The organism is Limnobacter olei, assembly GCF_029087225.1.
Lineage (GTDB): Bacteria > Pseudomonadota > Gammaproteobacteria > Burkholderiales > Burkholderiaceae_B > Limnobacter > Limnobacter olei.
Genome location: NZ_JARFJD010000019.1, coordinates 1 through 25,404, shown reverse-complemented (window position 1 = coordinate 25,404; position 25,404 = coordinate 1). Strand labels below are relative to the sequence as shown.

The window sequence follows — 25,404 nt, the reverse complement described above, 5'->3', positions numbered from 1 at the left end:
CAGTTTGGCCAGAATATGCAAGAAAAAATCAATCCGACTATTTACGTTTGCTCAAATGGCTTCAAATGATTCGAGTCGATCAAAATCACACAATCACAGGATTCCCAAATGCAAGGGTCACAGTGGTGTTTGTTTGCATCAAATCCTTTAAAAATCGATTGATAAAGGATTTGATCAATTTGGGATGGAGTGAAGTCGAAATTGATACAGTCATTGATTTCAAAGACTCTTTGTACCAATTTGATTTCACCCACATCCTGTAGCCTTCCGAATACATTTTGTCACTCAGGACACTCTATTCCTATACCTGAGGAAGCCATTAGGAAAAATTGAATTTGAGGTCAGGGTTCGATGCAAGGCGAATTGAATCCTTCCTGAGCGATTACTATCGCGTGATTCTGGCGCAGTAGGCGCCAACGACCAGTTCGCCACTGGTCGCCCTCCTTCTCGCTCGCAATGCGGTCATTGACCCAGCTTAAGAAATCGATATCCCAACCAAATTTCGAAATTGCTTCTTGAATTCATCACCGCGCACCTTAGCATCATGCAACGCCCTAATTTCGCTTGAAGAAAACATCCCAAACTTGGCCTGGAAAACCGCGTTCGTTCCCAACCTGCGCAGTAGAAAAGACTCCCGTCGAGATTACGTAGAATTACTGTTCAGACTGAGCCTTATGATCTTGATTGTTATCAATTCAGGTCTTTTTAGTAATATAGGTAAAACCAATTTCTGGATCGTCAATTACATGCGGTTCAGCCTGAATTTTGCGCTACAAGGCCTAAAGGGAAACATCAAACCAGACCGGCATGTGATCGCTGTATTCAAGCCATTGATCGGGCTTCCCCACTTCTACTGAACTGACGTTCCAATTTGCCGAAAAGAAACCATAGTCGATGTGATATGGGCGCTGCAACTTACGTTGTAAATACAAAGTTGGATGCAACTCTTCACCTTGCTGTAAATGAAAAAATTCATGATATGCACTTCGAAGCCCAAGTTTCGACAGGTCACGGACCACATCACTGTGATTCCACCATCTGTCCCACTCGTCCCAACGAGAGTTGCTATTGAGATCCCCAATTAATACAGAAAAGGGAGAATCGAGAAAGGCACCATGACTCTGAATAAACTTCCACAATTGGCCTATGTACTGAAAATTCGGAGAGTTAGCCTGCCTTGTCCAGACAGCCAATAGAGGGATTTTTGAATTGATTATGCAAGGTAAAAATAGTTCGAGTGGGTCTACCGCCAAAGGCACTTTTTCCAACTGAGCTTCTTTTAAGGAAAAAATACCAATACCTTTATTTTTTGTGGGACCCACCCACAAATAATTGTGGGCAAAGTCACGGTAGGACGTGTCGCTGGTTCTTGCTGGATCTTCGCACTCCTGAATAACAAGAATATCTGCGTCCAAATGAAGAATAGAGCTAAATTTTTTCCGAAATGCACCATTACAGTTCCACGTCAGAAATCTCAAAATAGCTCCTAAGTAGACCAATAATTCGATCGAAAGGTGCCGGCTTAAGAAACCTTGCGCCGCCTGCCTCGCCTTGATCCGCTGGGTAGTTGACTTGGAGTTGAGGACAATTCTGCCACAAGGGCTTCAGTGTGCTCCACCTGAGCAAGATCAAACTTTTCCTTCAACCACTTTTCTACCCTTTCGGCACAGAAACGTGGTTTTCCACAAACTTTTACAAAAGGTGGTAAATCACCTTTTATATTCATCCGATTGTAAATCGTTTGTCTGCTCAAGCCCAGGCGAAGTGCCAAGTCATCCGGTGTCAACAATGCTGCCATTTTTTTGTCCTATTAGTAAACGGGACAGGTATAGGTAAATAGCATTTTTGGACTCGGGACTGGCAACCCTTTAATCAAGGCATATCTAGAGCCACCTGTGCAGGCGTTAGATGTACGTATCTTCCGATCATCTGTGGAGACTTGTGACCAGTGATCAATGAGAGTTCGTTATAGCCTTTAACCACCTTTGCGATCTTAGTGAAGGCGTGATGCCTCAAATCATGAAATCTCACATCCTGTAAAAAATCTGTGCGTGGGCGTACGTTATTTTTTTCACAATTTTCAATATAAGCATTGATAGCTCGACTGATCGCAGCGTACCAAGCCTTTTTGAAAGGGTCAGAGCCTTCATAGCCAAAAAGTTCGTCCAGTTTCTTATCGCTAACAGTCTCGAAGACTTCCCTTGCCTTGGCACCAATAGGAGCAACTCTGGATTCACCATTTTTCGTCATCGGCAGAAAAACGGTCCCCTCCTGCAAATTTATATGCTTCGTACGTAGAGCCAGGATTTCACTCTTCCTGAACCCAGTGGTTAAGGCAATATGAAAGTAAAGCTTGAAACTTTCACTCCGAGATTTAGCCACCGCATCAGAGAGAAAATCTAATTCTTCCTCGCTGAAGATCCTCTTTCTCGCTGAGTTTTCCTTTGGCTTTTTTATGTCCAGAACAAAGTTCTTGACATCCATTCCCCACTCTCGTCGTGCGTGGTTCAGAACGACTGATAGCAAAGCTAGCTCACGATTCAATGTTGAATTCGAGATTTGCTTCACACGTTGAACTTTGTAGTCTGAAAAATCAGAGACACAAAGCTTTGCAATTGGCTTTCTGATCCAACCCTGCTTCTGTAAACCTTTAATTCGTGAAAGCTCTTGTCGAGCGCCCTTCTTGGTGGGTGTGACTTTCTCTGCGTAACGTTGAAGCAGATCTGAAAACTTCATTGAATCACAGAGTTTTTTTGGATCAGAGTATGTCCCTCTCAGGATTTGCAGCTCGATATCTGCGGCCCAAGCTCTGGCCTCTAACTCTGTGTCAAAAGTCCGAGTAATTCGAAATTCGTTCTTACGAACCATTGCCTCCCAATTGGAGCCTCTTTTTCTGATGTACGCCATAATTCCTGTCCTAGAAAGTTGATAAGGACGCGGTATAGGAACTATGACTTTCTGGGCGTTTTGCGTGATGTTCTGAAACCTTTATAAAGGGATTCAAACATCCACTTTGATTCAGGCGAGCTGAACCAAAACGCCTTGAATTGCAGCAATATGTGCAGCAAAAAGCAAAAAAGGGTTTGCGCTTTTGGCGCAAACCCTCATGAATACTGGCTCCCCGACCTGGACTCGAACCAGGGACCTGCGGATTAACAGTCCGTCGCTCTACCGACTGAGCTATCGGGGAAAGAGCCGAGATTATAGCAGCGAAAAATTTTTGCGCAACCCTATTTGGCCACTTAGCGCCCAATTAAGGCAAATCAATGACAAAAACCTTCTTGCTTGCTTAATCCTTAATCAAACTGACACTTTCTAACCCTTAACCCAGCGCTTTCGCAATACGATCGCAAGCTTTTTCCAGGTTGCTCATGCTGGTTGCAAATGAAATGCGGAAGTAACCCTCAGCACCAAAAGCAGAACCTGGCACCACTGCAACGCCGGCTTCCAACAAATAAGCGGTGAGTTCCAGGTCGTTGGCCGCCTTGATCTTTCCAGCAGCCACCAACTTTTCAATCGCCTTGCGTGCATCTACGAAAGCATAGAAAGCACCTTCCGCTTTCAAACACTGAATGGTGGGTACTGCGTTCAAAGCCTTGGTCACAAACTCATTGCGCTCACGGAATGCAGCCACCATGGGCTTCAAGCAATCCTGGTCACCGTTCAAAGCAGTTTCAGCAGCCACTTGAGAAATTGAAGTGGGGTTTGAAGTCGACTGGCTTTGCAGGTTGGTCATTACATCGATCAGTTTGGCTGGCCCTGCGGCAAAACCGATTCGCCAACCAGTCATGCTGTAAGCCTTGGAAACACCGTTCAATACGATGCTGCGGTCTTTCAACGCTGGGCATGCGTTCACAATGTTCACGAACGGCGTACCGGTCAGGTTGATGTGCTCGTACATGTCATCAGTGGCCACCAGAATATTGGGGTGCTTCAAAAGTACTTCGCCCAGCGCGGCCAGCTCAGCCTTGGTATAAACCGCACCAGTGGGGTTGCTGGGGCTATTGATCATGAACATTTTGGTTTTTGGTGTAATGGCGGCTTCCAGTTGCGCTGGAGTAATCTTGAAGCCTTGCTCAATGCCGGCAAACACCAGTTTGGGCACGCCACCGGCGATTTCTACGATGTCTGCATAGCTGACCCAGTACGGAGCGGGAATCACCACTTCGTCACCATCGTTAATGGTAGCCAGAATCATGTTGAAAATACACTGCTTGCCACCCACGCCAACTACCACTTCGTTGGCCTTGTATTCCAAGCCATTGTCGCGCTTCAATTTGGCGATTACGGCGTTTTTCAGGCCGGGCGTACCGCCCACGTTGGTGTATTTGGTGAAGCCCGCATCAATTGCTTTCTTGGCAGCTTCTTTAATATGGTCAGGCGTGTCGAAGTCGGGTTCACCAGCGCCCAAGCCGATAATGTCTTTACCCTCGGCTTTCAGTTGGGCCGCCTTGGCTGTCACGGCAAGTGTAGGGGAAGGTTTGATCGTAAGTGCGCGATTTGAAAGCATGATTCCGTTGTCTGGGAGTGAAAAAAGAAAAAGTCAAGTCTGGAAATAAAACTAGTTTCCGACGATAATGCAGGATTGGCTTATCACAAAATGCTGCGAAATTTCTGCAGCCATCAGCCCAATGATGCAACTCCGTAATTCTACGGGATTGGCCAGAAGGTTCAACCCGTTGGGTTAATCATTGGCTAAAACCTGTGTGCTTTGTGGTTGCCTCGCATCAAGACTTGCAGTTTAACATGGCCCCTGGATTTATCAGTTACCCCAACAGTCCGTTCGAGCTTTACCAGCCCTATTCCCCGGCTGGCGACCAACCGACCGCGATTGAAAAACTGGTGGAAGGCGTTAACGACGGTGAAGTATTCCAAACCCTGCTGGGTGTAACGGGTTCAGGCAAAACCTTCACCATGGCCAATGTAATCGCCCAAACTGGGCGCCCTGCTCTGGTGCTGGCCCCCAACAAAACACTGGCTGCCCAGTTGTATGCCGAAATGCGCGAATTCTTCCCGAAAAATGCGGTGGAATACTTCGTCAGCTATTACGACTACTACCAACCTGAGGCGTACGTACCCAGCCGCGACCTGTTCATCGAAAAAGACAGCTCGATCAATGAGCACATTGAACAAATGCGGCTTTCGGCCACAAAAAGCCTGCTGGAACGCCGCGACACCATTATTGTGGGCACCGTAAGCTGCATTTACGGTATTGGCGATCCATCCGACTACCACGCCATGATTTTGAGCATTCGTCACGGCGACAAACTCAGCCAGCGGGATATCCTGAAGCGCTTGATCGCCATGCAATACAAGCGCAACGATCTGGACTTCACGCGCGGCACCTTCCGTGTTCGGGGCGATACCATCGATGTGTATCCCGCAGAACATTCCGAATTGGCGGTTCGAATCGACCTGTTCGACGATGAAATTGATGGCATTCAGTTGTTTGACCCACTCACCGGCAAAATTCGCCAGAAGCTGCCCCGTTTCACCATTTACCCCAGCAGCCACTATGTAACGCCCCGCGCCACGGTGCTGCGCGCCATTGAAACCATCAAGGAAGAATTGCGCGAACAGCTCGATTTCTTTGTAAGAACCGGGAAATTGGTCGAAGCCCAGCGCCTGGAGCAGCGAACCCGGTTCGACCTTGAAATGCTGGCCGAACTCGGTTTTTGCAAGGGCATCGAGAACTACAGCCGACACATGTCCGGCGCAGCGCCCGGGGAGCCGCCTCCCACGCTAATCGATTACCTGCCCAAAGACGGCTTGATGATCATTGACGAAAGCCACGTCACCATTGGCCAACTGGGCGGAATGTACCGTGGCGACCGCTCCCGCAAGGAAACTTTGGTTAACTTCGGCTTTCGTCTACCATCTGCCATGGACAACCGCCCCTTGCGTTTCGAAGAATTCGAGTCCAAAATGCGGCAAACAGTGTTTGTTTCAGCCACGCCCTCGAATTACGAGAAAGAGCATTCTGGCCAAGTGGTTGAACAAGTGGTGCGCCCCACAGGGCTGATAGACCCTGTGATAGAGGTGCGCCCTGCCACCACCCAGGTCGATGACCTGCTCAGCGAGATCCACGAACGAACTCGCGCTGGCGATCGAGTATTGGTTACAACGTTGACCAAGCGCATGGCCGAAGACCTCACTGATTACCTCAGCGACAATGGCGTGCGCGTGCGCTATTTGCACTCTGACATTGACACTGTAGAGCGTGTAGAGATTATCCGCGACCTGCGTTTGGGTGAATTTGACGTGCTGGTTGGAATTAATTTGTTGCGCGAGGGCTTGGATATTCCGGAAGTGTCCCTAGTTGCAATACTGGATGCCGACAAAGAAGGCTTTTTGCGCAGTGAACGCAGTTTGATTCAAACGATTGGCCGGGCCGCCCGAAACTTAAACGGCAAAGCCATTCTGTATGCAGACCGGGTTACTAATTCCATGGAATTGGCGATCGGCGAAACCACCCGCCGCAGAAACAAGCAAATTGAGTTCAATACGGCGAACGGCATTACACCGCGGGGCGTGAACAAGCAGATCAAGGAACTAATTGACGGCGTATTCGATCCAAATGCTTCAAGGCAACGCAAGGCCGACAAGGCCATGGAGGTTGCACCGCTGGGCGAGAAGCAGTTGGCAAAAGAAATTAAACGGCTTGAGAAACTCATGCTGGATCACGCGAAGAACCTGGAGTTTGAGAAAGCCGCCCAGGCCCGCGACCAGCTGGGTTTGTTGAAAGAACAGTTGTTTGGCAGCAAGGGCGATTCGAATGTGACATCGCTGGATGCCAAGCGCAGCGCCTGACAAGGTTAGGCAGCGCGCCACACGGGTTTTAAGAGTTTTACTTTAATGGGTTCAGGACAATAGGAAGCCAATATGAAAAGCAAAGTTTTGTTTGTGTGCATGGGAAACATCTGCCGCTCACCAACAGCGGAAGGCGTTTTCAGGCAGATGGTAAGCGAAGCGGGTCTTGACCATGAAATTTCTGTTGAGTCAGCCGGCACGCATGCCTACCATTTGGACAAAACGCCCGATCCCCGCGCGGTGGCTGCTGCTGCCAAGCGTGGTTACGACATTTCCGGCCTGATTTCACGCCAGGTCACTGCGGACGACTTCCGCGACAGCGACATGATTTTGGCAATGGACTGGGACAACATGAGCCTGCTGCAACAGCAGTGCCCACGCCAGTACGCGCACAAAATCCAGTTGATGATGCGCTACGCCACGGAACACGATGAAGCCACCGTGCCCGACCCCTACTATGGCGGCCCCGATGGTTTCGACACCGTACTGAACTACATCGAAGACAGTTGCACAGGCTTGTTGGAAGTGTTGCGCAAGCGCGTGTTTCAGTTCGCTGCCGCATAAACCGGCACAACCCGCCATGGGCGGGCGCTGAAGTCAAAAACCGCTGGCCTTGGCTGGCGGTTTTTCTTTGTCAGATCAAGGTTTCCCCTAGACCAAACAACCCCACGAATACTTGAGTAAAACAGTCAACTTTGCTATACTTGACCAAAATAGTAGGAATTAAAAAGGGATGCCATGCGATTGACCACGAAAGGCAGATTTGCCGTCACAGCCATGATTGATCTTGCCTTGCAGCAAGACACGGGGCCGGTTTCGCTCGCCGGCATCAGCCAGCGCCAGAACATTTCCCTGTCGTACTTGGAGCAGTTGTTCTCCAAGTTACGTCGCCACGAGTTGGTTGAAAGCGTTCGCGGGCCCGGTGGCGGTTATCATATTGCGCGCGCCTTGAAGGAAGTCAGTGTAGCCGACGTGATATTGGCAGTTGATGAACCCCTGGATGCGACGCAATGCGGCGGCAAGGAAAACTGCACAGATGAAGGTCAGTGCATGACGCATGACCTTTGGAGCAGCCTGAATACGAAAATGCTGGAATACCTGGGCTCAGTAACCTTGCAATGCCTGGTTGAAAAGCACAAACAGAAAGACGCGGAACGAACCATTCAGTTTCGTGAAAGGCCAACAGCATCTAATGCCACGGCCGCACAGCACACACATTAAACAGCAGTTGATTGGAGCACACACATTATGAAGATGCCGATTTACCTCGATTACAGCGCCACCACTCCGGTGGACCCGCGCGTAGCCGACGCCATGATCCCTTTCCTGCGTGAAAGTTTTGGCAACCCGGCATCCCGCAGCCATGCCTATGGCTGGACCGCCGAGGAAGCCGTTGAAAAAGCCCGCGAGGATGTTGCCGCTTTGGTGAACGCCGACCCGCGCGAAATCGTATGGACTTCGGGCGCGACTGAATCAAACAACCTGGCCATCAAGGGTGCGGCGCTGTTTTACGGCGAAACCAAGGGTAAGCACATCATTACCGTGAAAACCGAACACAAGGCCGTGCTGGATACCTTCCGCGACCTGGAACGCCATGGCTTTGAAGCCACTTACCTGGACGTTCAGGAAAACGGTTTGGTCGACATGGAAGCATTGAAGGCCGCCATTCGTCCCGACACAGTACTGATTTCAGTCATGTTCGTGAACAACGAAATTGGCGTGATTCAAGACATTCCCGCAATTGGCGAACTGTGCCGCGAGAAAGGCATTATTTTCCACGTGGATGCCGCGCAAGCCACTGGTAAGGTTGAAATCGACTTGCAAAAGCTGAAAGTCGATTTGATGAGTTTCTGCGCCCATAAAACTTACGGCCCCAAGGGCATTGGTGCACTGTATGTGCGCCGCAAGCCCCGCATTCGCATCGACGCGCAAATGCACGGTGGCGGTCATGAGCGCGGCATGCGCTCCGGCACCTTGGCAACACACCAAATCGTGGGTATGGGCGAGGCATTCCGTATCGCCAAAGAAGAAATGGCCAGCGAACTGCCCCGCATGAAAGCACTGCGCGATCGCTTGCTGAACGGCTTGAAAGCCATCGACGAAATTTACGTGAACGGCGATCTTGAAAAGCGTGTTCCACACAACCTGAACGTGAGTTTCAACTTTGTGGAAGGCGAGTCGCTGATCATGGCTGTGAAAGACATTGCGGTGTCTTCAGGCTCAGCCTGTACATCGGCCTCTCTGGAACCTTCATATGTGTTGCGCGCCTTGGGTCGCAGCGACGAACTGGCGCACAGCTCGATTCGTTTCTCGATTGGCCGCTTCACAACTGAAGCCGATATTGATTTCACGATTGAATTGATGAAAGCCAAAGTGGCGAAGTTGCGAGAATTGTCGCCCCTTTGGGAAATGCACCTGGACGGCGTCGACCTAAGCACCGTTCAATGGGCTGAGCACTGAAATATTTAAAGATTGAGGAGAAGTACCATGGCATACAGCGAAAAAGTTTTAGACCACTATGAAAACCCCCGCAACGTCGGTTCGTTCGAAAAGGGCGACGATGAAGTAGGCACAGGCATGGTGGGTGCACCAGCATGCGGCGACGTGATGAAGCTGCAAATCAAGGTGGGTGAAGACGGTGTGATCACCGATGCGAAGTTTAAAACCTATGGCTGCGGTTCAGCCATTGCTTCTTCGTCACTGGTGACCGAATGGGTCAAGGGCAAAACCCTGGACCAGGCTTTGGAAATCAAGAACACTGCAATCGCTGAAGAACTGGCATTGCCACCTGTAAAAATTCACTGCTCCATTCTGGCTGAAGACGCCATCAAGGCAGCAGTTGAAGATTACAAAAAGAAGCACGCTTAATTCATGAAGGAAGTTGACACCATGGCGATTACATTGACAGAACGCGCCGCCGACCACATCAGCAAGTTCCTGACCAAACGCGGCAAGGGAATTGGCTTGCGCATTGGTGTGCGCACCACCGGTTGTTCCGGCATGGCCTACAAGCTTGAATTCGTGGATGTTGTTGCCGACGAAGACAATGTATTTGAAGCCCATGGTGTAAAACTGTTTGTTGACCCGAAAAGCATGCCCTATCTGGAAGGAATCGAACTTGATTTCGCCCGTGAAGGCTTGAATGAAGGCTTCAAATTCAATAACCCGAATGAAAAGGCGCGCTGCGGCTGTGGTGAAAGCTTCACTGTGTAATGGCTAATTCGGCAATTAAGCTCAGCGACAATGACTTTGAAATTTTTGGGTTGCCCTGCCAGTTTGCACTGGACAGCGCAGCCCTTTCTGCATCTTACCTGCGCCTTCAAAGTCAAACCCATCCCGACCGTTTTGCAAATTCAAGTGCACAGGAAAAACGTTTGGCTGTTCAGTGGGCCACACGGGTCAATGAAGCATACAAGCGCTTGCAAAACCCGATGGAGCGCGCCATCTACTGGTGTGAACTGAACGGCGAAAACCCACGCGGGCAGCAGAGCAATTTGCCACCAGCGCTCTTGATGCAGCAAATGGAATGGCGCGAAGCATTGGAAGAAATTGACGGCGCTGAAGCACTCGAAGAGTTGCTGGATGAGGTGGCCGCTGAAAAGAAACGTTGCTTGACGCAAATTGCGCAGCAAATTGACAGCGAGAAGGATGCGCAAGCGGCCAATGCCACTGCGCAAGCCCTGCTGTTCATCGACAAATTCATGATTGAGTTGACCAAGAAATTGGAGCAACTGGAGGACGCCAGCTAATGGCTTTGTTACAAATTGCCGAACCCGGCATGTCGACTGCGCCCCACGAGCACAGGCTTGCTGTGGGCATCGACCTGGGCACCACGCATTCGCTGGTGGCCAGCGTGCGAAGCGGCAGTGCTGAATGTTTGCCCGATTCTTCAGGCCGTGTCATTTTACCCAGCGTGGTTCGCTACGGCGAAACTGGCGTAAAAAACATGGGTGAAGACGCATTGGCTTGTGCCGACACCGATCCTTTCAACACGGTGTTTTCAGTGAAGCGACTCATGGGTCGCGGGTATGCTGATGTACAAGGCTTGAACCTGCCCTACCGCGTGAAAGATTCAGGCGGCATGGTTGAAATTGAAACTGATTACGGCACCAAAAGTCCGGTTGAAGTGTCTGCCGACATTCTACGCAACTTGCGCAAACGCGCTGAAGCCACCTTGGGTGGTGAGCTGGTGGGCGCTGTGATAACTGTGCCCGCTTACTTTGACGATGCCCAACGCCAGGCCACGAAAGATGCAGCCCAACTGGCTGGCTTGAACGTGTTGCGACTGATCAACGAGCCAACCGCTGCAGCTGTAGCCTACGGTCTGGATCAAAAAGCGCAAGGACAGTTTGTGGTGTTCGACCTCGGTGGTGGCACATTTGATGTGTCCATTCTGCGCTTGCAGGCCGGTGTGTTCGAAGTGCTGGCCACAGGTGGAGATTCCGCTTTGGGTGGTGACGATTTCGATCGCGCCATGGCAGACCATTTCATTGCCACGCACGGTTTTCAGGAACTGAACCCGCAGCAGCGTTCGCGCCTGGTGATGGCCTGCCGTCGAGTGAAGGAACAAATTTCCCACGAGCACACCGCATTTCTCAGCGTCGAGTTCAAAAGCGGTGAAACCATCGCTGAAACAGTGACCGCAGAACAGTTTGAAACCATTGTTGAGCCCTTGGTGAAACGCACCATTCAAGCCGCCCGCAAAACTTTGCGTGATGCAGGCCTGAGTATCGATGACATTGACGGCGTGGTCATGGTAGGCGGTTCTACCCGCATGCCAGTGATTCGTAAAGCAGTAAAGGCATTTTTCGGCAAAGACCCGCTGGTGAATTTGAACCCGGATGAAGTGGTCGCCATTGGTGCCGCCATTCAGGCCGATACTCTTGCTGGCAACCGCAGCGACGATGAACTGCTTTTACTGGATGTCATTCCACTAAGCCTTGGCCTTGAAACCATGGGTGGCTTGACTGAACGCGTGATCAACCGCAACAGCACCATCCCTGTGGCGCGAGCGCAGGAATTCACCACATTCAAAGACGGTCAAACCGCCATGGCCATTCACGTGGTGCAAGGCGAGCGTGAACTGGTCTCTGAAAACCGCTCACTGGCCCGATTCGAGCTGCGCGGCATTCCACCCATGGTGGCTGGTGCTGCACGCATTCGCGTGACCTTTCAGGTGGACGCCGACGGCTTGCTGGCTGTGAATGCCATGGAAACAGGCTCAGGTGTTTCAGCGAACATCACAGTGAAACCCTCCTATGGGCTGGACGATGATCAAATTGCAGGCATGCTGAAAAACAGCTTTGAATTCGCCGAAGCAGACATGAATGCACGTCAGCTTCGCGAGCAGCAAGTTGAAGCCATGCGTTTGGTGGAATCGGTTGAAGCAGCGATTGGCAAAGACAGTGAACTGCTCGACGCCAGCGAGCTTGAAACGATTAATGCCAGCGTGAATGCCTTGCGAGAATTGGCGCAAACCGATGACTTGCGCGCGATTGAAAAAGGCATTGAAGATTTGAGCCACCTGACCGAAGACTTTGCTGCTCGCAGAATGGATGCGGGTATTCGCAAAGCCTTGACTGGTAAAACCATTGAAACCGTCAGCACCACGCTGGGCGGTGCTTCGAAATAGAAGCGCATTAACCGAACACGAGAGATTGAGAAATGCCCATCATTAAAATTTTGCCCCATGAAAGTTTGTGCCCGGAAGGCAAAACTTTTGAAGCTCCAACCGGCTCGCAACTGTGTGAAACCATCCTGGCCAATGGCATCGCGCTGGAACACGCGTGCGAAATGAGCTGTGCCTGCACCACGTGCCATGTGGTGATCAAGGAAGGCTTCAACAGCCTGACCGAAAGCAGCGACGATGAGGACGATTTGCTGGACATGGCCTGGGGTTTGACACCTCAAAGCCGTTTGTCTTGCCAGGTGAAAGTGGCCGACAAAGACCTGGTGGTTGAATTGCCAAAGTACACCATCAACCACGCACGCGAAAATCATTGATCAAGGGAGTAGCAACATGAAATGGACTGATACCCTGGACATTGCACTGGAACTGATTGACGCTCATCCCGATGTAGACCCGCAATACATTCGCTTCACGGATTTGCACAAGTGGGTTTGCGCCTTGCCCGGCTTCAACGACGATCCGGAAAAGTCCAATGAGAAAATTCTGGAAGCCATCCAGATGACCTGGATTGAAGAGCAGGACTGATTACAACAAATCGTTGATGGGCAGCAAAGAGTAGAAAAACACGACGATTTTGCGCCATGTGGTGGCCTTGGGTTCCAGGTCATGCCGAATTTCCTGGCCACCCTCCCGCTCTATCCACACCAACGAGTCATCGTCATCAAGCCGCACCTCATAGGCCATGGTGGGCAAAGCCTGAAATGCCAAATCAATCTGGGTGGCCAATGCAGTGCTCTGTATTAAAAAGCCCATTTCGGTATTCAGGTTCACTGATCGCGGGTCAAAGTTGAACGAACCCACAAACACCCGCGAACCATCCACTGAAAAAGTTTTGGTGTGAAGGCTCGAACCAGAACTTCCAAGCATCGAATTACGCTTACCCTGCCGCTTGTTTTGCACCCCTGCACTGCTTTTCAATTCAAACAGCTTGACGCCAGCTTTCAACAACTCCACCCGGGTTTTTGCGTAACCCGAGTGGACTGCAGCCACATCGGTGGCCTCCAGAGAGTTCGTCAAAATCTGTACATTCACACCAGCCTTGGCCAGACGTGAAAAGAAAGCCACGCCCTTCTCAGTGGGGACAAAGTACGGCGACACCACACTCAAACTGAATTTAGGCTCGGCGATGAAATCCCGAAGCTCCGCGACCAGGTAGTCCTCCCGACTGGCTTCGTCCAAACCTTTGGCAGGGTCATCGCTGACCATGCGCACTTCGGTCCACTGCAGAGGTAATTTTCCGCTCAAAAATTCCTGCAAAAACACCGATTCACGAACCTGTGTCGTGTAAACCGCAGCACGCTCCTGCTGCTCTGCGCTTAACTTCTCGCTGTCGAGTTGATCCAGCACTGTGGGTTCGGTGGGCAATAGAATTTTGCTCGAAGGATAAGCAGAATCACTTTTCCAGTACAAATCGAAATCGCGAGACACAGCATCAACCACCGCGCCAACACACAGCATGTCGAGATCGGTGAACAATTCTGCATCAGTGGCACCGAAATATTCATCGCCGATGTTGCGACCGCCGGAGATGGTCACCATATTGTCCACGGTGAATGACTTGTTGTGCATGCGCCGATTGACGCGGGAGAAGTCAGTGAAATAACCCAACCACTTGGGATTGCGAATAACAAATGGGTTGAACAAACGTACTTCAATGTTCGGGTGGCGATCAATTCGATTTAATTGATTGTCCAGGCCTGTGATCCCATTGTCGTCAAGCAACAAACGCACGCGTACACCGCGTTCTGCGGCTGCGAACAACTCATTCAACATCAAAGTGCCGGTGGTGTCGTTGTGCCACAAATACGATTGAATATCGATGGTTCGCTGCGCAGCGCGTGCCAATGCAACACGGCTGGCAAAGGCCTGCTTGGGATCTTGAATGGGGTAAATGCCAGCCTTGCCCGGATTCTGTGCCAATCGCCCAGCCAGGGATTTTCCAAGTGTCGTTTCGCTGGCCAGTTGTGGGCTGAGTGCGCTGGATTGTGTGCGATCGCTCAACTGGGGCAAAGCGCAACCTTGCAACAGGCTGGAGAGCAGAAAAAAAATGGTCATCCATTTGATTACCAATTTCCGCTCCAGTGAGTTTGTCATTCAATATACAGCGGTCTGATCAAGGCACATAGGCATTTCATGGTTGGGGTAAAGCCCTGATTGACTGAAGCACCGCACGAGTAATCGCTTCTCGCTTAGTTAGATCGCTCATGCGCCCGGGCGTGTCGATGTTCAACGCAAAAAATACTGGGCCGTTTGGCCATTCAACGTAACCGACCCACCAGCCAAAGCTGCCCTCCCAGCCTGTTTTTGCACGCAGTATCCAGTCTCGCCCAGCCTCGACAATAATGATGTCTTTCACAAGGCGCTGGTGTTCTATTCTGAAAGGCAAGCTGTTCGCATACAGTTTTTGTAGAAAACTGATTTGCTCAAAAGCATTGATTCGAATGTTTCCATCCAGCCAGTAACCGTCTTTTCCACCACTGGGGTCTGCGTTGCCGTAGCCTGCTTTTTCAAGGTAGGTTTTGGCGGCTTGTTCACCAATTTGTTGCGCTATCCACTGATACACCCACACCACAGAGCCCCGCATGGACGAGCGCAAATTGTGATCAGAATTCCACACGTCGAAATCGCGCTTTTTCCCATCCCACTTAAAAACCTGAAACTCGTCTTTCACCACACCGTGTTCCAGTGCAAACAAGGCATGAGGAATTTTGTAAGTGGAGGCTGGCAGGTAAGGGGTGCTGGCACGCTTCGGGTTATAGACCTGGAAAACAGGATTGGCGCTACGTTGGTCCAACACGACGAGCGTGCCCACAGCGTCGTGCTGATCGAAAAATGTTTTCCAGTCCTGTCGTTCATGCACCACGGGTGTAGATGCGCTATGCACGGTGCTTACCAACATGAAGCACACAACGAAAATCGCGCTGAACAAACGCATTCACTCTCCCCGGTGATTATCGAACTGCCGAGTCCTTTCCGATAATTTGATTAATCTCTGCGCTGCTTAACGTCGATGAATCGCATTTGGCATACCCGGTTCGCTCAGTGACAAGGTAACGCACGCCGCTGCTGTTTTGCAGGCCGGTGTCTTTCTCGTTTTCTTCAATGGCGAGTTCATCATATTCAGCAGACGCGCAAGCCCGCTCCGCTCCGGTACGCCAAGTTGTTCGGGCGGCCTCAAGATTGGTCCAAGGGGCGTGGTTTGAGCGAGCGTAAATATAAAACAGGCCTGGACCCATTTCCTCTTGTTTGTAACCACCGCCCAGCATGTTGCTGCCTTTGGACAAATCATGGGTTGACGCGCAACCCGCCAAACCAGCTACCACCAATGCAAACACAAGCTTGTACACCATAAAACTCCACTGCCCATAAAACAGAAAGGACACATTGTGCCCCAGCCAGCCGCCTTTAAATGGCTTTGCCGTCGAAATCGCTGGCACTGTGCCGCTCAAGCACCTGCTCATTGGGCTCACCCCAAGCGCGATTCACCATTCGCCCACGAATAACCGCTGGCCGTTTGGCAATTTCATGGGTCCAGCGCAGCACATTGGTGTATGTGTGGGCCTCCAGAAACTCGGCAGCCTCGTACACCTTGTTGGTGACCAAGGCACCGTACCAAGGCCAAATGGCCATGTCCGCAATCGTGTATTCGCTGCCAGAAATGTACTCGTGGTCGGCCAGCTGACGATCCAGCACATCCAATTGTCGTTTCACTTCCATCGCATAACGGTTGATTGGATACTCATATTTCTCGGGTGCATAGGCGTAAAAGTGCCCGAAACCACCACCCAGCATGGGCGCACTGCCCATTTGCCAGAACAGCCACGACAAGGTTTCTGTCCGTTTGGCTGGGTCGGTGGGCAAGAATGCCTTGAACTTCTCGGCGAGGTACAACAGGATCGACCCCGACTCAAATACTCGCGTGGCGGGGTTGGTGCTGCGGTCCAGCAGCGCAGGAATTTTGCTGTTGGGATTCACTTCCACGAAGCCACTGCTGAACTGGTCGCCGTTGGAAATATTGATCAACCAGGCGTCGTATTCAGCACCTGTGTGACCAAGAGCCAGCAATTCTTCGAGCATCACAGTCACCTTCACGCCATTGGGCGTGGCCAGTGAATAAAGCTGCAAGGGATGCTGGCCTACGGGCAATGCCTTCTCGTGAGTAGGGCCTGCGATGGGGCGATTGATATTGGCAAACTTACCACCGCTTTCCTTGTCCCACACCCAAACCTTGGGTGGTGTGTATTTTGTGTCGCTCATTGCAATGACCTCGCTTCGCTCGCTGCTTGTTCAAAAAAATTAATGTTTCAGCATAGCAAATGAAAGTTGCAATTGCCGGTAGTGCTTGACATAGCCAGGCAGATTCTCAATCCAGCCAGCCGCCCAGCAACGCAGTCAGGATTGCCGCGAGCAACCACATGCCTGCTCGTTGAATCATTGGTTTGTCTATTGCCCTGGCACTCAGGCTGCGCCCAAAGCCCACAACAAAAGCATGCGCCGGCAGGGCGATAATCAGCAAAGTGCCCACAATCAGCTCTATACTGCCTGCGGCACCTGATCCACCAAACTTGTTCCACAAGATGGGCCAGAAAATAGCCGAAAAAACCCCGGCCAAGGCTGCTGTTACTGGGGTAGGTACAATATTCACAATCCACGTTTCCTGTCTATTCGGGTGATGGAAGCATAGCATTTCAGGGCACCAGGCCACGTGCCAACCAGCGACCATCCGAGTCAAGATCGAAACCAATCCGTAAATGTCCCTCCCGTTTCAATTCCAGCAGTTCCAAACTCAACACCTTCACGTTCAACACCACAAAGTTGGCACGCGCTGTATCAAAGTCGTAAACCAGATCGCCCTCAGTGAGTGCGTCACCGGGGGCGCTCAGGGTTGCGTAGTCTTTTCGGGCATATTCGGGGATACGTGCCCAAAGACTGTTCACAATCAATTCACTGGTCTGCGGCGCTGCAATGCCACATACTCGAAGCTGGGTGTTGCTGCGTGGGTTCCAAAACAAAAGTGCCACACGGGAATCGTGGGCGATATCAGCCATTTTCTTGCTTCGGCGATCGGTGTAAAAAACCAGTTGATGCTCGTCGGTTTTTACAGCGCGCAAAATGACCGAGCGCACTTGGGGGCCTTTCGGGCCTGCCGTGCTGAAACCCACCACGCGCCAGGGGTGTTTTTTGTCCACCGTGGCGCGCACCAAAGTTTTCCAGATTTCTTCGGCATGGTTCATGCTTCTCTCCATGCCGTAAACGGGTTTTGTTTGTTCGGCTTCATTTTTGGGATTACACAGTGTCTATTCACGTTGCTCTGCGCCATATTACACGCTACCGCTACGATCGCTTGATCAACCTGGGCCCCCAAGTGGTGCGTTTACGCCCGGCCCCACACTGTCGCACGCGCATTCTCTCCTACAGCATGAAGGTGTTGCCGCAAACCCACTTCATCAACTGGCAACAAGACCCTCAAAGCAATTACATGGGGCGCTTGATATTTCCAGAGCGCACCGAGATGCTGGAAATTGCAGTGGATCTAGTAGCCGAAATGTCGGTGCTGAATCCCTTCGATTTTTTCCTCGAAGAAGCGGCCGAATTTTTTCCGTTCAAATACGATGCATCCTTGGACCAGGAACTGGCGCCTTACCTGGTGCCCTGCCACACTGGAAAGGCTTTTAACGCGTACATGGCCGAGATGAACTTGAGCCGGGTTAAAACCATTGATTTTCTAGTGGGCCTGAACCAGGATTTGGCAAAGCGAATCAAGTACCTGATCCGCATGGAGCCAGGCGTACAAACACCCGATGAAACACTGAGCAATGGCTCTGGTTCCTGCCGAGATACCGCATGGCTGATGGTACAAATTTTCCGCAGACTGGGCATGGCGGCCAGGTTTGCCTCGGGCTACCTGATTCAACTGACCAGCGACGTCAAAGCCATCGACGGCCCCGATGGACCAGAGAAAGATTTCACTGACCTGCATGCCTGGTGCGAAGTGTATTTGCCCGGCGCTGGCTGGATTGGCTTGGACCCTACTTCCGGTTTACTGGCTGGAGAAGGCCACATTCCCTTGGCCTGCACGCCCGAACCCGGCAGCGCAGCACCCATCACCGGCACGCTGGATGAATGTGAAGTTGAGTTTGAACATGAAATGAGCGTGCAGCGCGTGTATGAATCGCCACGCACCAGCAAACCTTATTCTGATGAGCAATGGAAAGGCATTGAAGCACTGGGCTTCGAAGTAGACAAAGCACTTGACGCACTGGATGTACGGCTGACCATGGGTGGCGAACCCACTTTTGTGGCCAACACAGACCGGGGTGCTGCTGAGTGGAATATTGATGCACTGGGCCCGACCAAACGCGATTACGGCATCAAGATGCTGAATAAGCTCGCCAAATATTATGGCAAGGGCGGCCTGTATCACTTTGGGCAAGGCAAGTGGTACCCCGGTGAACAGTTGCCACGCTGGGCGCTTTCGCTTTACTGGCTTAAAAGTGGCGAACCAATCTGGAAAAATCCGACACTGCTCAGCCATGAACAAGCCAATGGCAAAGCCAACAAGGCCACTGCCAAACAGTTTATGGAAGGGTTGTGCAGCCGTTTGGGCTTGCACCCACGGTATGTCATGCCCGGCTTCGAAGACGCTTGGTATTACATGTGGCGCGAGCGCAAACTGCCTGTGAATGTGGACCCGTTCGATTCGAGGCTGGACGACCCACTTGAGCGCAAGCGCCTGAACAAGGTGTTCACACAAGGTCTGACCGAAGAAGTGGGTTACTGCCTGCCCATTCAATCCGAAAAGGGACAATGGCGCACAGGGCGATGGTTTTTGCGCGACGAACGTATGTACCTGATTCCTGGCGATTCGCCCATGGGCTATCGCCTGCCGCTGGATTCACAACCCTGGGTGGCCAAGAAGGACTATCCGTACACCATTCCTGCTGACCCGTTCGCACCTCCTGCACCTGCGCGCGTGGCTTTACAAAAACCCGGTACTAAAGCCAGTGCAGCCGGTGTGGCCGATGACAAGGCCCCTGTATTGAAAGAATCGGCCACACACATTGTGCGTACCGCCATGTGTGTGCAGGCACGCAACGGACATTTGTATGTGTTTATGCCCCCACTCGAGGTACTCGACGATTATCTTGAACTGGTAGCCAGAATTGAAGACACCGCAGATGCGATGAGCCAGCCAGTGATCTTGGAAGGTTACCCGCCACCACGTGACAAGCGGATGACCATGTTGCAAGTTACACCCGACCCAGGCGTGCTGGAGGTGAATGTTCAACCCAGCAAAAGCTGGGGTGAACTATTGCACCTGACCACGAATTTGTATGAGGAAGCGCGACTCATTGGCCTTTCTACCGAGAAATTCATGCTGGATGGCAGGCACAGCGGCACGGGTGGAGGCAACCATTTCGTGATGGGCGGTGAAACCCCCGAACACAGCCCTTTTTTGCGCCGCCCTGATTTGCTGGGCAGCCTGCTGCGTTATTGGCACAACCACCCAGGCTTGTCGTATTTGTTCTCAGGATTGTTTATTGGCCCAACCAGCCAGGCCCCGCGCGTAGACGAAGCACGCAGCGATCAGGTTCACGAACTTGAACTGGCACTCACTGAGCTGGATCGGCAAATGCAAAAGCATGGAGGCAACCCGCCGCCTTGGATTATCGACCGCCTTTTGCGCAACATTTTGATCGATTCGACGGGTAACACCCACCGCAGCGAATTTTGTATTGACAAGCTGTACAGCCCCGACACCTCCACAGGACGCCTGGGCCTGCTTGAGTTGCGTGCATTCGAGATGCCACCCAATGCGCAAATGAGCCTTGCGCAGCAACTGCTGCTGCGCACCCTGATTGCAAAATTCTGGAAAACACCTTACACGGCGAGGCTCGTGAAATGGGGCACACGCCTGCACGACCAGTTCATGCTCTCCACCTTCGTCAAAAACGACATCGCAGATGTCGTGGCCGATCTGAATGCTGCCGGTTTCCCGTTCCAGATGGACTGGTTTGCACCGCACTTTGCGTTCCGTTTTCCGAAGATGGGCGACTTTTCCAGCCGTGGTGTTGAGGTGGAGTTATTCAGCGCCCTGGAGCCCTGGCACGTATTGGGCGAGGAAGGCGCGCCCGGTGGCACTGTGCGGTATGTCGATTCTTCACTTGAACGCCTGGAAGTGAAAGTAAAAAACTTTGTCGATGAACGCTACACCCTGACCTGCAATGGTGTAAAAGTGCCCCTGCACAGCACGGGCACCGAGGGCGAATACGTGGCTGGCGTGCGCTACCGGGCCTGGCAACCACCCAATGCCCTGCACCCCACCATTGGCGTACACACCCCCTTGGTGTTCGATTTGATCGACACATGGAATGGCCGCAGCCTGGGTGGTTGCCAGTACCATGTGGCCCACCCGGGTGGGCGCAATTATGACCTATTCCCGGTGAATGCCTTCGAAGCAGAAAGCCGGCGCCTAACCCGCTTCTTCCGCATGGGCCATACCCATGGCAAGGTTAGTGTAAAAAGCCCAAGTGGAAGACCCGAGTTCCCCATCACACTAGACCTAAGATGGTGTTAGGCATTTACAATAGGGCACCGAACTTTAGGCAGTGACCGCTTTGAGCGCGAACCCGAACACCACCCTAGCAAATGTCGAGGTGCCCTGGCAGCAGAGCATCCTTCAAGGCACCAGCGCGTACTACAGCGAGCTGGCGGTCAAAGGTGTTCTGCGCCCAGCCTGGGCAGATTTTGTCAGCCGATTGCCCACCACCGGGCTTAGTGATCACCTGGACAGCAAATTAAACGCGCTGGCCAAGCAAATTCGCGACAACGGCATTACCTACAATGTGTACGCCGACCACGCACAGGGCACTTCACGCCCCTGGTCGCTCGACTTGCTGCCTTTCATTATTGATCAGGCCGATTGGGCGGTGCTGCAAACAGGCATTGCCCAGCGCGCGCGCCTGTTGAATGCGATGATGGCCGACGTGTATGGCAAGCGCGAATTGCTTTCCAAAGGTCTGCTCCCTGCAGACCTGGTCTTTGGGCATTCAGGCTACTTGCCGCAAATGCAAGGCACGGAACCACCTAACAAGGTGTGGCTGCACATGGTGGCGTTCGATCTCGGCCGCAGCCCGGATGGCAAATGGTGGGTGATCACCCATCGCATGCAGGCTCCCTCCGGGCTTGGGTATGCACTTGAGAATCGTCTGAGTATTTCGCGCAGTTTTACGCGCGGCTTTCGAGAAATGCACATTCAGCATTTGGCCGGTTTTTACCGAGACTACATCGATGGTATCCGCAGGCTTTCGCCCAAGGGTGAAAATGCACGCATTGCCCTGCTGACCCCTGGCCCGTACAACGAAACTTACTTTGAACACACCTACCTTGCGCGTTACCTGGGTATCTCGCTGGTTGAAGGCAGCGACCTGACTGTGCGCAACAACAATGTGTTTCTAAAAACCGTGAATGGACTTGAGCCAATCGATGGATTGATTCGCAGAACGGATGACCAATGGCTCGACCCGCTCGAGCTGCGCGAGGATTCCCAACTGGGCGTGCCTGGCCTGTTGCAGGCCATTCGCACCGGTGGTGTTGTTATGGCCAATATGCCCGGCGCTGGCTGGTTGGAAAGCCCGGCCATACACGGCTTTATGCCGGGGCTCGGCCAACACTACCTTCAAGAAGATTTGCTGTTGCCCAGCGTTCCCAGCTGGTGGTGCGGCGAATCACCTGCATGGGCACAGGCCAGCGAACGGCTGAACAACCTGGTGATCAAATCGACCGGGCCAAACCGCCGTGGACGCACCATGGATTCCATCATGGGCTCGGAGCTGGATGAAATAGAAAAGCGGGCCTGGTTATCCAAAATCAGTCAGCGACCCTCGCAATACACCCTTCAGGAATTGATACCGCTTTCGCGCGTACCGATCTGGACCGGTGCTGGCGGTATTGAAGAACGAGCCATGATGCTGCGCCTGTTTGCCGTGACCGATGGACAGGGCAACTACACCGTGATGCCGGGTGGGCTGACCCGCGTGGCCGGTGACCAACACGGCATTGTGAGCATGCAAAAAGGCGGCACCAGCCTGGACACTTGGGTGCGCAGCGGCGAACCTGTCGAACGCACCACCAACCTGAAAGAAAAACTGCAAGCCAAAGATTTGCAGGCGTTGCGCAGGCCAGTGTCTAGCCGGGCTGCAGAGCATTTGTTCTGGCTTGGGCGTTACACCGAGCGGGCCAGTTTTTCATTGCGCCTGTTGATGCGCGCGCAATTGTTGCTGAACGAAGAAGAATACCTCGACACCACGACCTTGGGTTTGTTGCATGAATTGTGCGGCAAGCAAGGATTGAGTACCGAGTTTGACCCGGCCGAACCACTGACCCAAGATGAACTTGAGGCCAATATTCTCGAGAGGCTTTGGTACAAAACTGGTGTAGATGAACCCGCAGCTGTGGGCCTTGCTGGGCAATTGAATGGTTTGGCCAATGTGGCTGGCCAATTGCGGGAGCGCTTGAGCAGCGGGCACTGGCGATTGCTGAACGACTGCGCCAAAGTGCTGATCGAGCCTGAGTGGGTACGTTTTCAACGCAGCTTGCCCACCGCTTCGCTGGAGCAGGTTCAGTTGTATTTGCTGGCCATGCACGGCGAGCAAAGCGATCACATGACCCGCGACAACGGTTGGCGCTTTTTGCAGCTGGGTCGCCAACTTGAACGCCTGTGCGGTGCCTGCGATTGTTTGCTGTCACTGACCAGCATGCCGGGGCGTGCTGGCGAGCACGGCTTGGCTTTGGCCATTGCATTGGCGGACAGCACCATTACCTACAGGTCGCGTTATCAACACCGCTTTGAGTGGTTGCCCACGCTCGACTTGTTGATCTTTGACGAAGATGCGCCCTATGCCATTCGCCGAATTCTGTATAAGCTGGACATTGTGATTGACCGCTTGCCCGGCGACACCAGCCAGATTCGACAACTGTTTAACAGCGTGTACCGCAATGGCGACATGCCGGACGGCCTGAGCCTGGAGGGACTGCAACCGCCCTTCCCGGCCGATACCGGGCGCAAATTACGCGCCTGGTTGCAAGATTTACTCGACACGGCCTACAAGGTTTCAGACCTGGTGGGTGCCCAATATTTCAGACTGGCAGAGTTGCCCGACCAGGTCATTCAGGGAAGATAAATCAATGCCCTTCTCGGAAAGAAGAAAGGTGACCCATGTCACTGACTACGACTATCAACAGCCTGCGGAATGTTCGCAGCAAATTTGCATTTTGCAGCCGCAAGAAGGCGAAGGCATGGAAGCCGGGCCTTTGCGCAAGGGTCAAAGGCTGATTTCGCACACCTTGAAAATTCGCCCCAACCCGTCGACCGTACAAAGCAACACCGATGCATTCGGCAATGTCGTTCATCACTTCGAGATGAATTACCCACACGATCACCTCGAAGTGCACAGCGAAAGCGAAGTCGAGGTGAGCAGCTTTTTACACACAGGGCCAATTGACGATTTGATCAGTCCAAGCTGGAATGAGTTGGTGGACCAGCTGCGCTACCAGGCTGGCCAGGCAATTTCTGACGATTACCAGTTCAGGTTTGAATCCAAGCATGTGCCTTTGCTCGATTCGCTGCGCGATTACGGCAGTCTAGATTTCTGGCCCGGGCGCCAGGTGGTGCACGCCGGGCAGGCCTTGATGCAGCGTATTTTTCGGGAATTCAGCTACCAGAGTGGTTCCACCACCATCCAGACCACGGTTGAGGAGGTCATGCAAAGCCGCGAGGGCGTTTGCCAGGACTTCGCGCATGTAATGTTGGGCGTGCTTCGCTCGCTGGGGCTTTCAGCCCGCTATGTAAGCGGCTACATGCTGACCGAACCACCGCCAGGGCAACCCAAGCTGTTGGGTGCTGATGCCAGCCACGCCTGGGTTTCACTGTGGTGTGGTCCTGATGTAGGGTGGGTAGACTTCGATCCGACCAACAACCAGTTGCCGGATACCCGGTATGTGACTGTGGCAGTTGGGCGAGACTACGCGGATGTGCCGCCGATGCGGGGTGTGGTGCATGGTGGCGGGGAACATACCTTGAAGGTGGCGGTGACGGTTTTTTAGACATCGCCAGTTTCTTGATTGCCTCTGCGCATGTCGCTTCATCCCGCCTTGGCGGGCTTGAATCCCTTCTTGATTGCTGGCTCGGTTCATGCGAAACGCAAAAGCGTGTTCGCATCGATTGCTTGCGCAATCGCCCCTCGCTGTGCATCAAGCGGGCAGCCCACCTGAAATCGGCGAGATGAAGCGACATGCGCAGAGACTTAAAAAAGCCTGTGATAATCCTTTCAAGACGGAATATCCTTGGATGACTGCTTGAACACCTTCGACTGTCCAGACTTATCGACTTCGAAGCTGTATTCACCTTCTGTCATATTGATTCGATATGAGAAGCGGCCACGCACCCCGACTTCGTTTGTACTCAGCTCATAGAAACATTCATCTGAACTGGCGCAACCTTCCTGAAAGAGAAAGCGGCTAGTCCGTTCATCGATCCAGTCAGACCTGATTTCGTGATCAGCCGTCTTGATTAAGATTGGTCTCTGATCAGTGTCGCAAAAATTCTCGATGATTAGCACTTCATGAGATTTGAATGTCAACTCGCATGTTGTTTTCGAATGCACAAACAGTTGAGTTGATAGTCGTTGATCAAACGCGGAACATGCAGAAACAATCGGAAGGGAAGCAACGAACACAAAAAAGGCTGAACGACGCATAGTGAGCCGGGAAATATTCTGGATGCTCAGTGTAATGGCATGACCACAGTAAGCAAATTAAATGCTCAGTTGTGTGTCACCAGACAAAGGTTCGCTGCATGTGTCGCGCCGTTCCGCCGATTTCAGGTGGGCTTCCGGCTTGATGGG

The 25,404-nt window shown here is 52.2% G+C and carries 24 protein-coding genes and 1 tRNA gene; 14 read left to right on the top strand and 11 right to left on the bottom strand.

Translation table 11 applies throughout. The annotated features are described in order from the left end of the window. Positions 1-263: hypothetical protein (locus PY990_RS12455; RefSeq protein ID WP_413789533.1), on the top strand; the 263-nt coding region annotated here is incomplete at its 5' end. A gap of 516 nt (positions 264-779) precedes the next feature. On the opposite strand, the gene PY990_RS12450 is transcribed toward PY990_RS12455, so the two are convergent. The 5 genes from PY990_RS12450 to PY990_RS12430 form a co-directional block, all read right to left on the bottom strand. Further along, positions 780-1,478 carry an endonuclease/exonuclease/phosphatase family protein gene (locus PY990_RS12450; RefSeq protein ID WP_275271868.1) on the bottom strand — a complete coding sequence of 233 codons (699 nt, stop codon included), beginning with the start codon at positions 1,476-1,478 and terminating at the stop codon, positions 780-782. Positions 1,479-1,522: 44 nt separating this feature from the next. Further along, on the bottom strand, positions 1,523-1,798 hold the full coding sequence (locus tag PY990_RS12445) for a helix-turn-helix transcriptional regulator (protein ID WP_275271867.1): 276 nt from the start codon (positions 1,796-1,798) through the stop codon (positions 1,523-1,525). Positions 1,799-1,872: 74 nt separating this feature from the next. After that, complete coding sequence (locus PY990_RS12440; RefSeq protein WP_275271866.1) at positions 1,873-2,907, bottom strand: tyrosine-type recombinase/integrase; 1,035 nt, start codon at positions 2,905-2,907, stop codon at positions 1,873-1,875. A gap of 207 nt (positions 2,908-3,114) precedes the next feature. Further along, positions 3,115-3,190 (bottom strand) — tRNA-Asn (locus PY990_RS12435). A 132-nt stretch (positions 3,191-3,322) separates the two neighbouring features. After that, a complete protein-coding gene (locus tag PY990_RS12430) occupies positions 3,323-4,510 on the bottom strand; it encodes a pyridoxal phosphate-dependent aminotransferase (protein WP_275271865.1) in 1,188 nt (395 codons plus the stop codon). A gap of 236 nt (positions 4,511-4,746) precedes the next feature. Here PY990_RS12430 and uvrB point away from each other — a divergent pair, with 236 nt between their 5' ends. The 10 genes from uvrB to iscX all read left to right on the top strand — a co-directional run bounded on the left by uvrB (position 4,747) and on the right by iscX (position 13,024). Then, positions 4,747-6,810: an excinuclease ABC subunit UvrB gene (gene uvrB / locus PY990_RS12425; RefSeq protein WP_275271864.1), complete on the top strand. Its 2,064-nt coding sequence runs from the start codon at positions 4,747-4,749 to the stop codon at positions 6,808-6,810. Positions 6,811-6,882: 72 nt separating this feature from the next. Beyond that, positions 6,883-7,374 carry a low molecular weight protein-tyrosine-phosphatase gene (locus tag PY990_RS12420; RefSeq protein WP_105028673.1) on the top strand — a complete coding sequence of 164 codons (492 nt, stop codon included), beginning with the start codon at positions 6,883-6,885 and terminating at the stop codon, positions 7,372-7,374. A 174-nt stretch (positions 7,375-7,548) separates the two neighbouring features. Next, the gene (iscR, locus tag PY990_RS12415; protein ID WP_105028672.1) at positions 7,549-8,031 is read left to right on the top strand and encodes a Fe-S cluster assembly transcriptional regulator IscR; all 483 of its coding nucleotides are present in this window, start codon (positions 7,549-7,551) and stop codon (positions 8,029-8,031) included. A 27-nt stretch (positions 8,032-8,058) separates the two neighbouring features. Beyond that, on the top strand, positions 8,059-9,270 hold the full coding sequence (locus tag PY990_RS12410; protein WP_275271863.1) for an IscS subfamily cysteine desulfurase: 1,212 nt from the start codon (positions 8,059-8,061) through the stop codon (positions 9,268-9,270). Positions 9,271-9,297: 27 nt separating this feature from the next. After that, a complete protein-coding gene (gene iscU, locus PY990_RS12405) occupies positions 9,298-9,678 on the top strand; it encodes a Fe-S cluster assembly scaffold IscU (RefSeq protein ID WP_008251917.1) in 381 nt (126 codons plus the stop codon). Positions 9,679-9,699: 21 nt separating this feature from the next. Continuing rightward, positions 9,700-10,023, top strand: coding sequence for an iron-sulfur cluster assembly protein IscA (iscA, locus tag PY990_RS12400; protein WP_130556831.1), 324 nt, complete (start codon positions 9,700-9,702; stop codon positions 10,021-10,023). Continuing rightward, the gene (hscB, locus tag PY990_RS12395) at positions 10,023-10,559 is read left to right on the top strand and encodes a Fe-S protein assembly co-chaperone HscB (RefSeq protein WP_275271862.1); all 537 of its coding nucleotides are present in this window, start codon (positions 10,023-10,025) and stop codon (positions 10,557-10,559) included. The genes iscA and hscB overlap by 1 nt, the downstream gene beginning before the upstream one ends. Continuing rightward, positions 10,559-12,442, top strand: coding sequence for a Fe-S protein assembly chaperone HscA (hscA, locus tag PY990_RS12390; RefSeq protein ID WP_275271861.1), 1,884 nt, complete (start codon positions 10,559-10,561; stop codon positions 12,440-12,442). The genes hscB and hscA overlap by 1 nt, the downstream gene beginning before the upstream one ends. A 32-nt stretch (positions 12,443-12,474) precedes the next feature. Next, complete coding sequence (fdx, locus tag PY990_RS12385) at positions 12,475-12,813, top strand: ISC system 2Fe-2S type ferredoxin (protein ID WP_275271860.1); 339 nt, start codon at positions 12,475-12,477, stop codon at positions 12,811-12,813. A gap of 16 nt (positions 12,814-12,829) precedes the next feature. Then, positions 12,830-13,024 (top strand): Fe-S cluster assembly protein IscX, encoded by a 195-nt coding sequence (iscX, locus tag PY990_RS12380; RefSeq protein ID WP_105029833.1) that lies wholly within the window; start codon positions 12,830-12,832, stop codon positions 13,022-13,024. Here iscX and PY990_RS12375 read toward each other — a convergent pair whose 3' ends face one another. The 6 genes from PY990_RS12375 to PY990_RS12350 form a co-directional block, all read right to left on the bottom strand. Then, entirely contained in the window at positions 13,025-14,593 is a 1,569-nt protein-coding gene (locus PY990_RS12375; protein WP_275271859.1) for a phospholipase D family protein, read from the bottom strand. It abuts the gene before it with no gap. 37 nt (positions 14,594-14,630) lie between these two features. Further along, on the bottom strand, positions 14,631-15,434 hold the full coding sequence (gene blaOXA / locus PY990_RS12370; RefSeq protein ID WP_275271858.1) for a class D beta-lactamase: 804 nt from the start codon (positions 15,432-15,434) through the stop codon (positions 14,631-14,633). Between the two features lie 16 nt (positions 15,435-15,450). Next, on the bottom strand, positions 15,451-15,882 hold the full coding sequence (locus PY990_RS12365; RefSeq protein ID WP_275271857.1) for a hypothetical protein: 432 nt from the start codon (positions 15,880-15,882) through the stop codon (positions 15,451-15,453). Positions 15,883-15,904: 22 nt separating this feature from the next. Then, a complete protein-coding gene (yghU, locus tag PY990_RS12360) occupies positions 15,905-16,756 on the bottom strand; it encodes a glutathione-dependent disulfide-bond oxidoreductase (protein ID WP_275271856.1) in 852 nt (283 codons plus the stop codon). 106 nt (positions 16,757-16,862) lie between these two features. Further along, entirely contained in the window at positions 16,863-17,144 is a 282-nt protein-coding gene (locus PY990_RS12355) for a hypothetical protein (RefSeq protein ID WP_275271855.1), read from the bottom strand. Between the two features lie 43 nt (positions 17,145-17,187). Then, positions 17,188-17,733 (bottom strand): pyridoxamine 5'-phosphate oxidase family protein, encoded by a 546-nt coding sequence (locus PY990_RS12350; RefSeq protein ID WP_275271854.1) that lies wholly within the window; start codon positions 17,731-17,733, stop codon positions 17,188-17,190. Positions 17,734-17,792: 59 nt separating this feature from the next. Here PY990_RS12350 and PY990_RS12345 point away from each other — a divergent pair, with 59 nt between their 5' ends. From PY990_RS12345 to PY990_RS12335, 3 genes are read left to right on the top strand one after another with little or no spacing between them, the layout of a single operon-like run. After that, positions 17,793-21,077: a transglutaminase family protein gene (locus PY990_RS12345; RefSeq protein WP_275271853.1), complete on the top strand. Its 3,285-nt coding sequence runs from the start codon at positions 17,793-17,795 to the stop codon at positions 21,075-21,077. 40 nt (positions 21,078-21,117) lie between these two features. Next, positions 21,118-23,682, top strand: a complete 2,565-nt coding sequence (locus PY990_RS12340; RefSeq protein ID WP_275271852.1) for a circularly permuted type 2 ATP-grasp protein — start codon at positions 21,118-21,120, stop codon at positions 23,680-23,682. Between the two features lie 4 nt (positions 23,683-23,686). Continuing rightward, a complete protein-coding gene (locus tag PY990_RS12335; protein ID WP_275271851.1) occupies positions 23,687-24,604 on the top strand; it encodes a transglutaminase family protein in 918 nt (305 codons plus the stop codon). Positions 24,605-25,404: the final 800 nt, after the last annotated feature.